This is a genomic window from Nocardia sp. NPDC051463, from assembly GCF_040681975.1.
In the GTDB taxonomy this organism is placed as follows: Bacteria; Actinomycetota; Actinomycetes; order Mycobacteriales; family Mycobacteriaceae; genus Nocardia.
The window spans coordinates 245,121-257,163 of record NZ_JBFBAB010000001.1 but is presented as its reverse complement, the minus strand read 5'-3'; the positions used below and the strand labels follow the sequence as shown (position 1 = coordinate 257,163).

Genomic DNA, 12,043 nt, shown 5'->3' with positions numbered 1-12,043 from the left:
GCAGGGCATGGAGCCCGCAACGCGGTCCGGCACCGGCCGATGCGCGGACATTGCCGGTCATGTCGGGTTGCGAAAGTCCGTGCTGCGCGGTGCCCCCGGGAGGTCCGCTCGGTACTGGCCAGGTGTTTTCCCGAACCACCGCCGACACGATCGGTTGAGGGTGCTCTGTTCGGCATAGCCGAGCAGAGCGGCGATCTGGCTGAGATGCAACCTCGGTTCGGCGAGGTACCTCGCCGCATGGTCGCGACGCTCCCGTTCGATGAGGTCCTGACATCGCACACCCTCCGCAGCCAGGCGCCGTTGCAGGGTGCGCGGATGCATCGAGAGTTGGTCGGCGATGACTTCCGCGGTGCATTGGCCGGTGGGCAGCAGACGCCGGGTCAGCTCTGTCACGCGATCGGACAGCGCAGCGGTGCTGGGCAGATAGTGGGACTCCAGATACTTCGTGGCGATACGTCGGGTCTCCGGATCCGCACTGTCGATGCGGCGGCCGGCCAGATCCAGGGGTAGCTCCAACCCGCACCACGTTTGCCCGAAGAGCACCCGGCAACCCAGCACTTCGTCGTACGCGGTGTCTGGACCCAGTTTGTCGTGCATGAACGAGATGAAGCGGGGGCCGGCTTGCGGTCCGCCCAGAAGGCGAATCATGCGTACGCCGTTGGCCATGCTCAGCTCGTAGCCCTGGGGCACGTCGGAGAGACCTGGTTCGGTCATCTCGAAGGTGAACTGGAGGTCGGTCTCCTCGGTGCGCTGGTTGACCGTCAGCTTCAAGGCGGGGGAATGGACATACAGGTAGCGCGCGATCGCCTCCAGCCCGCCCAACAACGTCTGAGCGTTGCGCGCGATCACTGCGATCGGTCCGAGGATGTCCAGACCCTGCCAGCGTGAGAGGCGAAGTCCGAAGTCCGGACAACCCATTTCGGCGGCGCTGGCTTCGAGCATACGCACGAACGCCTCGAACGAGACGAACGCGTCCTCTTGGTCTTCGATACCTGACGGGATGTGGAAGCGCGCCAGGAACGGCGCCGGGTCGGCGCCGAGTTCCCGCATGAGGTCTCCGTACCCCCAGAGGTTCGTGGCGCGAATCAGGCTGCCCATCGGATCCACCCCTTGTGTCGGGAAATGATAAAAGTATGTCGGAAGATGTCAAGACGTGTGATGTGGCACACGGCCATTCTGTTTCTACGACGCTCCGCGAACGCAGCACCAGAAACAAGAGGAAGCCATGAGTACGAAACACTTCGACATCCTGATCATTGGTGCCGGGCTGTCCGGCATCGGTACGGCTTGCCAGGTGACGGCCGAATTCCCGAACAAGACCATCGCCGTGCTGGAGCGGCGGGCCCGGATAGGCGGCACCTGGGATCTGTTTCGCTACCCCGGTATTCGTTCCGACTCCGACATGTTCACGTTCGGGTACAAGTTCCGTCCGTGGCACGATTCGACGGTGCTCGCGGACGGTGCGTCGATTCGCGAGTACATTGCCGACACCGCAAGGGAGTACGGCATCGATCAGAAGGTCCACTATGGCGTGAAGATCATTGCCGCGGACTGGTCGAGGACCGAGGGCCGCTGGAACGTGACGGCACTGCACGAGGCGACGGGGGAGACCCGCACATATAGCTGCGGCTTCCTCGTCAGCTGCACCGGCTATTACAACTACGACGCGGGCTACCTGCCGACGTTCCCGGGTGTGGACCGGTTCCAGGGTCGGTGCGTTCATCCTCAGCATTGGCCGGAAGATCTGGACTACACCGGTAAGAAGGTCGTCGTGATCGGCAGTGGCGCCACAGCCGTCACGCTGGTCCCGTCGATGGCCGATGCCGCGGGCCACGTGACCATGTTGCAGCGCTCCCCGTCCTACATCTTCTCGGTACCGGCCCTCGACAAGATCTCCCAGGTCCTGGGTCGATTCCTCCCCGACAAATGGGTGTACTCATTCGCGCGCAAGCGCAACATCGGCATCCAGCGTGGGCTCTATCTGGCTTGCCGTCGCTGGCCTGGTCCGATGCGCCGACTTCTGCTCTGGCAGGTCCGGCGCCAGGTCGGCCCTGCCTTCGACATGAGCCATTTCACCCCGAATTACATGCCGTGGGACGAGCGGTTGTGCGCTGTGCCGGATGGCAATCTCTTCAAGGTTCTGGCGTCCGGTGCGGCATCGGTCGTCACCGATCACATCGAGACCTTCACCGAGACCGGCATCTTGCTGAAGTCGGGGCGGGAACTGGAGGCGGACATCATCGTGACAGCCACCGGCCTGGATATCCAGATGCTGGGTGGAATGAAGCTTTCCGTGGACGGTGAGGCGCGGGAGCTGCACGACCAGATGACCTACAAGGGTGTCCTCGTGGAGAGCATTCCCAATCTGGCCTGGGTTTTCGGATACACCAACGCGCCGTGGACCCTGAAGTCCGATATCGCCGGCGCCTACCTGTGCAGATTGTTCAAGCACATGGACGACAGCGGCCACTCGGTGGCCACTCCCACCGATGTCGAGGATTCCATGCTGGACGTCGGCATGCTCGACCAGTTGCAGTCCGGTTACGTGCAGCGCGCCAAGGACACCTTGCCTCGACAGGGATCCAAGGAACCGTGGAAGGTGCTCATGCACTACGAGAAGGACTCCAAGATGCTCCTCGAAGACCCCATCCAAGACGGCCTGCTGCGGTTCGAGGAACTGGTCTGAACACGCGTGGCACGCCAACGCATTTCGCCACCGATCACACCATCCGCTGAACAGGGCAACTACCAACCTCTCCGAGAGTTCATCGTGAAAATCAATCGACATGTCATCCGGGCCTGTCTGCGCAGCTCGCGACCGCTGTTCGCGTCCCGCCGCGTTTCCGTCGGCGCGAAGCGCCGAATGGTCGAGATGCTCACCGCCACCGCACGCCCTCCCAAGGACACACGCTTCGAGCGTGTCACCATCGCTGGCGTCCCGGTCGAGCGGGCGCAGACAGCGCACGCCGAACCCGAAGGGACGCTGATCTACCTCCATGGCGGCGGATATGCCCTCGGTAGCGCAAGGGGCTATCGCGGCCTGGTCGCACACCTCGCCGCAGCGGCCGGGATGACCGCTGTGATCCCGGACTATTCCCGCGTACCGGAAGCCCGGTATCCGAGCGCTCTCGAGGAGGTGGTGGCGGTTTATGCCCGGCTACTCGAAACCGGCCTCGACCCGAAAACGGCGGTCATCGCGGGTGATTCTGCCGGGGGCGGACTGACACTGGCGGTCGCGATGGCACTGCGCGAGCGCGGAATCGCTGCCCCGGCCGCACTCGGTCTGATCTGCCCCTGGGCCGACCTCGCGATCGACATCGATGGGTCGCGACGCATGCTGCGCGATCCCCTGATCCTTCCGTCCATGACGGCCGAATGGGCGCCGCGCTATGCCGGCAACCTCGATCCGAGGCTGCCGGGCATTTCCCCGGTATACGGCGACATGACCGGCCTTCCGCCGATCGTCATGCAGACTGCCTGCGACGATCCGATCTCTGTCGACGCGGACAAGATCGAAGCAGCCATCGCGGCCGCGACGGGCATCATCGACCATCGCCGGTTCGACAACCTCTGGCACGACTTCCACCTTCAGGTCAGCGTTCTCGACGAGGCGGCCGAGGCGGTAGCCGACCTCGGCGCGAAACTGCGCACTCACGTCCTTTCTCGTGGTACCTGCGAAATCCACAGCAACGAGGCAAAGGTTGTCGTCGGATGAGCCGATTCGAAGGCAGAGTCGCCGTCATCACCGGGGCCGGATCCGGCATCGGCAGAGCCCTCGCCCTCGATCTGGCAAAGAAGGGCGCAAAGCTTGCCCTCTCCGACATCGACACCGAGGGGCTTGCCGAAACCGTCCGCCAGGCCACAGCGCTCGGCGCGGACGTCAAGTCCGACCGGCTCGATGTCGCCGAACGGGAGGCTGTGCTGGCATATGCCGATGGTGTCGTCGCACATTTCGGCACGGTCAACCAGATCTACAACAACGCCGGCATCGCTTACAACGGCACCGTCGAGAAGTCCGAGTTCAAGGACATCGAGCGGATCATGGACATCGACTTCTGGGGCGTCGTCAACGGAACAAAAGCCTTTCTGCCGCATCTGATCGCATCCGGCGATGGACACATCGTCAACATCTCGAGCCTGTTCGGTCTTGTCGCCGTTCCCGGTCAGAGCGCCTACAACGCGGCGAAGTTCGCCGTGCGCGGCTTTACCGAAGCACTGCGCCAGGAAATGTTGATTGCCGAGCACCCGGTCAAGGTGACGTGTGTGCATCCCGGAGGTATCAAGACCGCAGTCGCCCGTAACGCGAGGGTTGCCGAGGACGAGGATGCGCAGACGTTTGCGGAGTTCTTCGACAAGTGGTTGGCGATCCATTCGCCGGAAATGGCCGCGGCGACGATCCTCAACGGAGTCCGCAAGGGCAGTGCCCGGATCGTGATCGGTTGGGAGGCAAAGGCTCTCGATGTGCTGGCTCGCATCAGCGGGTCGTCGTATCAGCGGATCATGGCGACTGGTTTTGCGACCTTTATGCCGTGGGCAAGTAACCGAAACCGTGGGCACGCGTAAGGGGTCAGTACGGCTGAACAGGCCGAGGCGGCCGATCGCGACGGCATCCCGGAGGCCTGACGCCACAATGAATTGCAGTCGGAAGGCTGCCGTCTACAGCAGTACCGGTGCCGCCACCAAGCGACGGCCTCCCGTCACTTGCCGTCTTTTCGATGCCACGCGCGCACCGCGTCGCGAGCCCGGTCGAACAATGCCAAGGGGGGACCTGTGAGCACGTTGGCCAACGCTGATTCTCCTGCGTGCGGATGCGGTCTGGTCGGGGCGATCGCTTCGGCGGCACGAACAGACCCGGCCATGTGTTCCAACTGAGTTGCCGAATACTGCCTGCGCAACAGTGAGAACTCCTCGTTCTCTTCGTGAGTAGCGTGTTCGGTCACCGCTTCGGCGAACGCGGCCAGTTTGGTGTCGAAGGCCGGATGGTCGACTCCGAGCGAATACAGCTCTGCCAGTGCTTGTTTGGCATCATTCTCTTCTTCGAGTCTTTCGGCCACCAAGTGGTCAGCCCCGAATTGGGCACGGGCGGCAATTGGATGTACCACTTCTTCTTCGGCACTTTCATGGACCGAGAGGAGGCGCACAAGTTCGGCGAACAGCTGTTGTTTGTCGCCGTTGCCCGACTTCAGATGGGCGAAGAGATCTTTGATCTGTTCGTGTTGTGCAGTGAGTAACTCGACGACATCCTGATGATTTTCGGTAGGCATGAGGAGTTCCTTTCGCCCATATGCGGAATGAATTCCTGCGCTTCGGTTTCGGCGTCCTGAGCTATGAGGTGCCAGGTTCCGGGATCACCGCGCAGGACGGCCTACGCAATTTCTTTCCTTTGCTCACGTCGTGTGGGGGCGGGATCGGTAGAACCTCGGGGACGCAGCGAACATCGAGCGGGTCGGCTGATCCGTGCTCAATGCGTGCTTCCATGCCTCGGCCGGGTCGTCGGTGTCCTCGACCGCGATCGAGGACATGCCCGATACCGCGTGCCAGGTCAGCGTAGGACACCTCCGGAAGTGACTGGGATTCTTCGAACTTCGGTGCGCCGCCCATCGCTCGCAGCTCCCAGGTCACCTGGTTGAGGTCGTTGTTGCCGAAGACGCGGACGACTAGCGGTGGATCGGTCCACCGAGAGCAATAGCGCACCATGGTGTGCAACTCGGCCAGGTCGTTCATCTGCATGGCTCCGTCACCGACCGGGGCGATGACCGGCCGATTTAGATGTGCGAAACTTCGCGCCGATGGCCCACAGCACTCCGGGGCCCATGTGCGCCAAGGTTCCTGATAGCGGTCCCCGCATCTGTCCGGGCATGCGCGGGCATCGGGCGTGCCAGTTGGTGGAGGACCCCGAGTCGGTGGTGATGGCGTGCTCATGTTCCGGAGCCCCGGTCAGCCGAAGAAACCTCAGCATCAATGTGAGGGGCGGTGCGGCGGCTGTTCTTGATCAGCCACCTGGTGCGTCTCACTCGACTTCGAGTCCGGATCGACCTTATTCGCGCGTTCCCACTCCTTGTCCAACTCGGTTCGCGAATCCGCCGCCTCGCTGCGATGCACCTGCGCCTGTTGGGCAAGCTGCGCGGCCTGCGCCGCCTTGACCTCACCTTCCGCCTTCGCCGCCCGACTCCGGGCAGCGACCTCCTCCGCCCGTGCCTGCTGCTCACCGACCTCGAATTCCCGTTCCGCCGCACGGTTGCGGATGCCCGCGGCCTCGACCCGCAGATGCTCGCGCCGTTGACGCATCAACAACCAGGCCGCAAGCAAAACGACCACAACCGCGATAACGACGATCACGATCACAATGGTGGTGCTCATCTTTCGACTCCTCGCACCCTCCCCCCTCTACCCTAACGCCACTTCACTACCTCCGAGCTGGGAAAATGAGCGCTCGGGTGCACGGGCTGATCCCGTCCGGAGCTACCGGCGGCGGGAGTGGCCTTGCTACGCTGACAGCGCGGCGAGCCCACTCGGAGGACACCCCGTGATCACCGATATCGGGTGAGTTCCCGAGACGACGGAGCCAGTCGGACAATCGGCCTCGGCCGCGTATACCGCCCGTCGCACCCCAGCGGAGCTGTACCACCACTACCGATACGAGGCAGGCACCATGCCTGACAAAAACCCGTCCCCGATGTCCTCCGGCGCATCGTCACCGGCGTCCAGCGACAACTCGTCGTCCACAGCAGTCCAGCTGGCCCAGAACAGCATCTTCGAACGATTCGCCCGAACGGGCTTCATTGTGAGCGGAATCGTGCACCTGATCATCGGCTACATCGCGATCAGGATCGCCCTCGGCGGCGCCGGCACCGCCGACCAATCCGGGGCCATGTCGGAACTGGCCGGCAAACCGGGTGGCGTCGTCGCCCTGTGGGTCGGCGTCGTCGCGTTTGTGGCGATGGCGCTGTGGCGGCTCGCCGAAGCGGCGCTCGGCAGTTCGTCCAAACCTGAGGCCGACAGCAAGAAGTCCGAAGCGATTGAACGGATCAAGGCGTTTGCCCTGGCAGTAGTCTATTTCGCCTTCGCCGTCTCCGCGTTCGGATTCACCCGCGGCAGCGGCGAGTCCAGCAGCGGCCAAAGTGCGGGGATCACGGCCCGCATGATGCACACCACCGCCGGCACGATCGCCCTCATCGCGGGCGGGCTGTTCATCATCGCGGTCGGCGGCTACCACGTCTACAAAGGAGTTAGCCAGAACTTCCTCGATGACCTCGAGGGCACAACCAGCGGCCTCGTGCGCAGGCTGGGCACGGTCGGATACATCGCGAAAGGGCTGGCCATCGCCGCGGTCGGGTTGCTGGTGATCCTTGCCGTGAGTCGCTCCGATCCGGGTAAAGCCGCCGGACTCGACGGCGCCTTCAAAACCGTGGGGGCTCAGCCCTACGGAGTCGTCCTGCTCATATTGTCCGGCCTGGGCATCATCACCTACGGCGTCTACAGCTTCGCCATGGCCCGACACAGCAAGATGTAGTCGCGTTCGCCCGAGCAGCCGTGGCTGGGAACCGACAAGCTCCCCCATCAGTTGGGCGTCGCCTCTGCACCGTTGTTTGGTGGCGCGAATACCGGCTATCCGCAAGAGGACCGGCTGGAAAATGCAGGCCGGGCACCTTCGAGGAAAGGGGCTCGCACCATGAGCGGTGTAGACAAGGCAAAAAACAAGGCCGAGAAACTCGCCGGTAAGGCCAAGGAAAAATTCGGCGCGGCCACCGACGACAAGGACAAGAAGCACGAGGGCAAGGCCGATCAGGCCAAGTCCGACCTGAAGGATGCGGGCGAGAAGGTCAAGGACGCATTCCGCCACTGATTCGGCGCCCGCCAGCGTCGATCGCGAGCGGGTGACCCTGGCGAGGTCATCCGCTCGACGGGTGCCGATTCCGTGTCCACCGGCATATTTCAATCGCTCGAGGCGGTGGCGGCCATAGTCGTGTTGGCCTGTATCGGCCGCGCCCCCGGGTGAGCCGAACCCGAACAGCTAGCGCTCGTCCAACGACGGCAGCACCGTTTCATCGACGATCAGCAGCACTGCGGCAGCGACCGGAATGGCGAGCAGCGCACCGACAATCCCGAGCAAAGCGCCCCCGACGAGAACCGACACCACCGTCACGATCGGAGGCACCCGCACCGTTCTGCCGATAATTCTGGGCACGAGTACGTAGTCCTCGAACAACCGCAGGACGATGAAGAAAATAATGGTAGCCACCGTGACGGGCACCGACACGGTGAGCGCGACCAGGGCCACGATAATGCCCGCCAGGGTAGAGCCCACCACCGGGATCAAGTCGAGGACAGCGACCAGGACGGCCAGTAACAGCGGGTACGGCACATCGAAGATCATCAGCCAAATGAAGGTCAACACCGCGGTGATCACCGAAATGACCAGATTCCCCAGAATGTAGCCGCCGACCTTCACGAAGATCTCATCGCCGATCAGGATCGCCCGTGGGCGGCGGGAGCGCGGAAACAGCCGGTAGATCGACGCGCGAACCTGCGCGAAATTTGCCATGAAATAGCCGGTCAGCACGGCGACGATCACAGTGCCACTGACAATGCTGAAGACGATCCGCCCCGCGCCGAGGACACCTCCGGCCAGCTTCGAAGGATCGGACCCGAGCCCTTCCTGGAGTCGGTCCTGGAGATGGAAGCGAGTGTCGAGCGTGTCGATGAGTGGATACCGTTGCGCAAGATGGTTGATGTAGTCCGGAGCGTTGTGGACCAGCGCGCTGGTTTGGGTGACCAAGGGAGGTATCGCGGCCGCGAGGAACCCTGCCAGCAAGCCGACCGCCACCACGAATACTGCGGTCACTGCGGCCCATCGCGGGAACCATGGTCGAACCAGCCACGACACGACAGGTTCCAAACCGATCGCCAGAAACAACGCGATGGTGATCAGTACCAGCACTTGACTCGCGGCGAGTACTGCCTGGATCGCGCCGTAGGTCACCGCGACGCCCGCCGCACCCGCCATACCGACCATGAACGGCGATCGCCGATCGAATCGACGCCCCGGCTTCCCCAGCGGATTCTCCGTCGTACTTGCCTGCGCCGCCGCAGCTTCCGCGGCGATGATGGGCCCGCCTTCGTCGGTGGTGTGGGGTTGCGCGACCAGGTCGCTGTGGGCCTGCTCCGCCTCGTCGGCGGTGCGGGGGTGCTCGCTCGGGCCTGGGTCGGTGTCTTCGTTCATAGCGTGGGTCCGCGGGGGATATGCGACTGCGGCGGAGTAATCATGTCGGTCGGCGGCAAGGGACGTACGGTCGCTGGTCAGTCGAAAAGCATCGACAAGCTCACCGACATCATCGGCGATCTACTTTTCCGCAAGCTCGAGGGGCAGGCTGCGAAGTGCGACTATTGAGTCGCACTGAGCATACCGTGACCGCAAATTCGGCTGATCTGTATGCAGTGCGGCCGAACCCGAACACGCCGCCACAACTGTTGAGCTGCGATAAAACAGGTATGTACATCCCTGGTCCTGAGGCGTCTACTGGAATATGCAGGACCTCGGGTTGATCATCATGTTTGTTCTTCCCATGGCCACAGTTGGGTGGGTGATGACTGGTGCCGACATGCACCCACGATCGTATAGGAGCACGGGAGGGTTTCTCGGGCCCTTCGAATACTGCAGCGAAACTAGGTAGCCGGCCATGATCGTTCTCGGAGTCATCCTTCTTGTTCTTGGGTTCATATTCAGCATCCCGATCCTCTGGACGATCGGGATCGTGGTGCTGATCATCGGGCTCGTGTTACTGCTGTTGGGGTCGACGGGTCGCGCCGTCGGCGGCCGGCGGCATTACTACTGACCTCTGGAGCACGTTCGCGCTAGGACCCGGTCGCGTTCAACGCTGTCATCTGAGCACCCTCAGCGTCAGCGGTAGTCGACGCGGGGTCAGAGCTGGCTCACTATCGTTATCCACCCACTCGGCAACACCGTCGAATGAATCATCCGCGGCCCGACCCGCTCGCGCGTAACCGGGCGCGGTGTGGGTATGCGTCGAGCATGATCGACATCGAGTTCCCGACTCTGCCGCCGCCGCGAGGCCCGCTCTCGCGCGCGGTGGTGGACCTGCTGCGCGGCCGAACCGGCGCCGCTATCGCAGTCGGCCCCGATAATGCCGACCCCTACGGTGAAGATCTGCAGTTGGCGTTACACATCTGTTACGAGCTGCACTACCGGGGCTTCGAGTCGGTTGATCCTTGCTGGGAATGGGATCCCAACCTCCTCGGGTTCCGCGCGGAACTGGAGTGCCGATTCTTGGCAGCTCTCCGGCGGGACGTCGTGGGCGGCCAGGAGCTGAAAAAGGAGCTCGACAGCTTGCTCGTCGAGCCCGTCGACTCGACCGGAGTCAGTCAGCACTTACGCGATGACGGCGAATGGTGGCATGTCTGTGAATATTTCGTACACCGCTCGATCTATCACCACAAGGAGGCCGACCCCTACGCCTGGGTGATTCCGCGGCTGCGCGGACAGGCCAAGGCATCGGTGGTTGCTGTTGAATTCGACGAGTTCGGCGGCGGGCGCGGCGATCGAATACACGCCCGGTTGTTTGCGGACCTATTGACGGGCGCCGGACTGGCATCCGGCTATCTCTCTTATCTGAACGTCGTTCCCGCTCCAATGCTTGCGTTGGTGAACATGATGTCGCTGTTCGGGCTTCATCGTGACCTGCGCGGAGCATTGGTTGGTCATTTCGCGTCGGTGGAAATACTCTCGCCACCTGGATCGCGGCGGATGGTGGAGGCACTGGAACGACTGGATGCGGATCCTGCCTGTGTGCTTTTCTATACCGAGCATGTCGAGGCCGACGCTGTACACGAACAAGTCATGCGCCGCGACGTCATCGGGAATCTACTTACTCAGGAACCCGAACTGACAGCATCAGTTGTCTTCGGCATTCAGGCGACGAATTTGCTGGAGGATCGATTCGCAGAGCATGTGCTCGGAAGCTGGCGCTCCGGACGCAGCTCCTTACGCTCGCTCGACTCGGATAGTGCAGAGGTATCCAGCGACTAATGCCATGATCACTATGAGCACACCATTCGTGATGAGCTCGATCCGGATCGTCAGGGTGAAGTCATCGACATGGATACGGCGCAAGGCAGCAGGGCATTTTCAGTCCGCGATAGGTTTCGTTCGGCGCTTGCGGTGACTGGTATCGCAGAATGGATAGTTGCCTGATCGTCGGCACATGCACACAGCGACCAGAAACCGGTCCGACGTGACGACGGTGCCGTCGTCCATCACCAGTTCCACGGGACCTTCGATCAATGCGGGTCCGTCTCGGGTCAGGGTTACTCTGCGGCGCTCACGCTTGTGTTCGGTCGGCACGGATCACCACCAACTCTTCATGTCGTTGTCCTGGCTCGATGAGCCCAGCTGATTCCAGCCAGTCCGCACGTTTACGCATTTTGGGCCCGAAGGCCACCATTTCGCGTGCCACCACCGCAGCTTTGAGTCCACCCTCGCGCAGCTGTGACAACGTAGCCTCCGGCTTGCACAACGCCGAATGGACCATCAGTCCGACGCCGTGACTATCGAGCATGCGCGGCATCATCCGACACAGCACATCCAGCACAGCTCGTCCCTCGGTGCCGCCTTCCCATGCGCGCGCTGGACCGCGGGAGGGAACTTTCTTTGGAGAAGGCACGTACGGCGGATTGACAAGCACCAAGTCGAATAGCCTCCGGTGCGGCACGCGCGAAAGCTCCCCATGCAGCAATTCGAGTCGGACACCGCGTGCTCGACTATTGAGCCACGCCGAAACGATCGCAGGCCATGAGATGTCCACGGCGGTCACACTGCGAGCACCCGCCATCGCTGCTCGAATCGCCAGAGCGCCCGTGCCGGTACCCATGTCGAGTACTCGTTTGTCGAGTGGAATCGTGGCAGTGAGCATCGCCTGCATCAACAAGGTCGTATCGGCCTGCGGTCGATACACCCCCGGCATTCGTATCAGCCTCACAGGAGGTGGATACCCGCTCACGGCAAGTTAATCCCCGGCAACGCGCG

At 62.6% G+C, this 12,043-nt stretch carries 15 protein-coding genes and 1 pseudogene; 8 read left to right on the top strand and 8 right to left on the bottom strand.

All coding sequences use genetic code 11. The features are described 5' to 3' along the window. Positions 1-57: 57 nt before the first annotated feature. Positions 58-1,098, bottom strand: a complete 1,041-nt coding sequence (locus AB0M74_RS01135; protein WP_364900249.1) for an AraC family transcriptional regulator — start codon at positions 1,096-1,098, stop codon at positions 58-60. 127 nt (positions 1,099-1,225) lie between these two features. On the opposite strand from AB0M74_RS01135, the gene AB0M74_RS01130 reads away from it, so the two are divergent. The 3 genes from AB0M74_RS01130 to AB0M74_RS01120 all read left to right on the top strand — a co-directional run bounded on the left by AB0M74_RS01130 (position 1,226) and on the right by AB0M74_RS01120 (position 4,563). Beyond that, on the top strand, positions 1,226-2,686 hold the full coding sequence (locus AB0M74_RS01130; protein WP_364900247.1) for an NAD(P)/FAD-dependent oxidoreductase: 1,461 nt from the start codon (positions 1,226-1,228) through the stop codon (positions 2,684-2,686). Between the two features lie 84 nt (positions 2,687-2,770). Further along, a complete protein-coding gene (locus AB0M74_RS01125; protein ID WP_364900245.1) occupies positions 2,771-3,715 on the top strand; it encodes an alpha/beta hydrolase in 945 nt (314 codons plus the stop codon). Beyond that, positions 3,712-4,563 (top strand): SDR family NAD(P)-dependent oxidoreductase, encoded by an 852-nt coding sequence (locus tag AB0M74_RS01120; RefSeq protein ID WP_364900244.1) that lies wholly within the window; start codon positions 3,712-3,714, stop codon positions 4,561-4,563. The genes AB0M74_RS01125 and AB0M74_RS01120 overlap by 4 nt, the downstream gene beginning before the upstream one ends. A gap of 134 nt (positions 4,564-4,697) precedes the next feature. Here the strand turns inward: AB0M74_RS01120 and AB0M74_RS01115 are convergent, their stop codons facing one another. From AB0M74_RS01115 to AB0M74_RS01100, 4 genes and pseudogenes are all read right to left on the bottom strand, one after another. Next, on the bottom strand, positions 4,698-5,264 hold the full coding sequence (locus tag AB0M74_RS01115; protein WP_364900242.1) for a hemerythrin domain-containing protein: 567 nt from the start codon (positions 5,262-5,264) through the stop codon (positions 4,698-4,700). A 26-nt stretch (positions 5,265-5,290) separates the two neighbouring features. Next, positions 5,291-5,911 (bottom strand): annotated as a pseudogene (locus AB0M74_RS01110) (thiamine pyrophosphate-dependent enzyme); the annotation flags it as partial. Between the two features lie 47 nt (positions 5,912-5,958). Further along, positions 5,959-6,360, bottom strand: a complete 402-nt coding sequence (locus AB0M74_RS01105; RefSeq protein ID WP_364900240.1) for a hypothetical protein — start codon at positions 6,358-6,360, stop codon at positions 5,959-5,961. 270 nt (positions 6,361-6,630) lie between these two features. Beyond that, positions 6,631-6,753, bottom strand: a complete 123-nt coding sequence (locus AB0M74_RS01100) for a hypothetical protein (protein ID WP_364900239.1) — start codon at positions 6,751-6,753, stop codon at positions 6,631-6,633. Between the two features lie 31 nt (positions 6,754-6,784). Here AB0M74_RS01100 and AB0M74_RS01095 point away from each other — a divergent pair, with 31 nt between their 5' ends. Together AB0M74_RS01095 and AB0M74_RS01090 are read left to right on the top strand one after the other, a co-directional pair. Beyond that, positions 6,785-7,513, top strand: coding sequence for a DUF1206 domain-containing protein (locus tag AB0M74_RS01095; RefSeq protein WP_364900237.1), 729 nt, complete (start codon positions 6,785-6,787; stop codon positions 7,511-7,513). Positions 7,514-7,672: 159 nt separating this feature from the next. After that, positions 7,673-7,846, top strand: coding sequence for a CsbD family protein (locus AB0M74_RS01090; RefSeq protein WP_364900235.1), 174 nt, complete (start codon positions 7,673-7,675; stop codon positions 7,844-7,846). A gap of 168 nt (positions 7,847-8,014) precedes the next feature. On the opposite strand, the gene AB0M74_RS01085 is transcribed toward AB0M74_RS01090, so the two are convergent. Next, entirely contained in the window at positions 8,015-9,223 is a 1,209-nt protein-coding gene (locus AB0M74_RS01085; RefSeq protein WP_364900233.1) for an AI-2E family transporter, read from the bottom strand. A 42-nt stretch (positions 9,224-9,265) separates the two neighbouring features. Between AB0M74_RS01085 and AB0M74_RS01080 the strand changes: the two genes are divergently transcribed. The 3 genes from AB0M74_RS01080 (at position 9,266) to AB0M74_RS01070 (ending at position 11,047) form a co-directional block, all read left to right on the top strand. Then, the gene (locus AB0M74_RS01080) at positions 9,266-9,391 is read left to right on the top strand and encodes a hypothetical protein (RefSeq protein WP_364900231.1); all 126 of its coding nucleotides are present in this window, start codon (positions 9,266-9,268) and stop codon (positions 9,389-9,391) included. Positions 9,392-9,680: 289 nt separating this feature from the next. Then, positions 9,681-9,836, top strand: coding sequence for a DUF6131 family protein (locus AB0M74_RS01075; RefSeq protein ID WP_364900229.1), 156 nt, complete (start codon positions 9,681-9,683; stop codon positions 9,834-9,836). 197 nt (positions 9,837-10,033) lie between these two features. Continuing rightward, positions 10,034-11,047: an iron-containing redox enzyme family protein gene (locus AB0M74_RS01070; protein WP_364900227.1), complete on the top strand. Its 1,014-nt coding sequence runs from the start codon at positions 10,034-10,036 to the stop codon at positions 11,045-11,047. A gap of 99 nt (positions 11,048-11,146) precedes the next feature. On the opposite strand, the gene AB0M74_RS01065 is transcribed toward AB0M74_RS01070, so the two are convergent. Together AB0M74_RS01065 and AB0M74_RS01060 are read right to left on the bottom strand one after the other, a co-directional pair. Next, the gene (locus AB0M74_RS01065; protein WP_364900226.1) at positions 11,147-11,362 is read right to left on the bottom strand and encodes a CDGSH iron-sulfur domain-containing protein; all 216 of its coding nucleotides are present in this window, start codon (positions 11,360-11,362) and stop codon (positions 11,147-11,149) included. Then, entirely contained in the window at positions 11,340-11,981 is a 642-nt protein-coding gene (locus tag AB0M74_RS01060) for a HemK2/MTQ2 family protein methyltransferase (RefSeq protein WP_364901894.1), read from the bottom strand. Before AB0M74_RS01060 ends, AB0M74_RS01065 begins: the two co-directional genes overlap by 23 nt. Positions 11,982-12,043 lie beyond the last annotated feature (62 nt).

What these genes read in the sequence shown, in the direction of transcription:
- AB0M74_RS01135 (WP_364900249.1), bottom strand. Translation starts at nt 1,098, where the DNA reads ATGGGCAGCCTGATTCGCGCCACGAACCTCTGGGGGTACGGAGACCTC.
- AB0M74_RS01130 (WP_364900247.1), top strand. Translation starts at nt 1,226, where the DNA reads ATGAGTACGAAACACTTCGACATCCTGATCATTGGTGCCGGGCTGTCC.
- AB0M74_RS01120 (WP_364900244.1), top strand. Translation starts at nt 3,712, where the DNA reads ATGAGCCGATTCGAAGGCAGAGTCGCCGTCATCACCGGGGCCGGATCC.
- AB0M74_RS01115 (WP_364900242.1), bottom strand. Translation starts at nt 5,264, where the DNA reads ATGCCTACCGAAAATCATCAGGATGTCGTCGAGTTACTCACTGCACAA.
- AB0M74_RS01105 (WP_364900240.1), bottom strand. Translation starts at nt 6,360, where the DNA reads ATGAGCACCACCATTGTGATCGTGATCGTCGTTATCGCGGTTGTGGTC.
- AB0M74_RS01100 (WP_364900239.1), bottom strand. Translation starts at nt 6,753, where the DNA reads ATGCTGTTCTGGGCCAGCTGGACTGCTGTGGACGACGAGTTGTCGCTG.
- AB0M74_RS01090 (WP_364900235.1), top strand. Translation starts at nt 7,673, where the DNA reads ATGAGCGGTGTAGACAAGGCAAAAAACAAGGCCGAGAAACTCGCCGGT.
- AB0M74_RS01085 (WP_364900233.1), bottom strand. Translation starts at nt 9,223, where the DNA reads ATGAACGAAGACACCGACCCAGGCCCGAGCGAGCACCCCCGCACCGCC.
- AB0M74_RS01080 (WP_364900231.1), top strand. Translation starts at nt 9,266, where the DNA reads ATGTCGGTCGGCGGCAAGGGACGTACGGTCGCTGGTCAGTCGAAAAGC.
- AB0M74_RS01075 (WP_364900229.1), top strand. Translation starts at nt 9,681, where the DNA reads ATGATCGTTCTCGGAGTCATCCTTCTTGTTCTTGGGTTCATATTCAGC.
- AB0M74_RS01070 (WP_364900227.1), top strand. Translation starts at nt 10,034, where the DNA reads ATGATCGACATCGAGTTCCCGACTCTGCCGCCGCCGCGAGGCCCGCTC.
- AB0M74_RS01060 (WP_364901894.1), bottom strand. Translation starts at nt 11,981, where the DNA reads ATGCCGGGGGTGTATCGACCGCAGGCCGATACGACCTTGTTGATGCAG.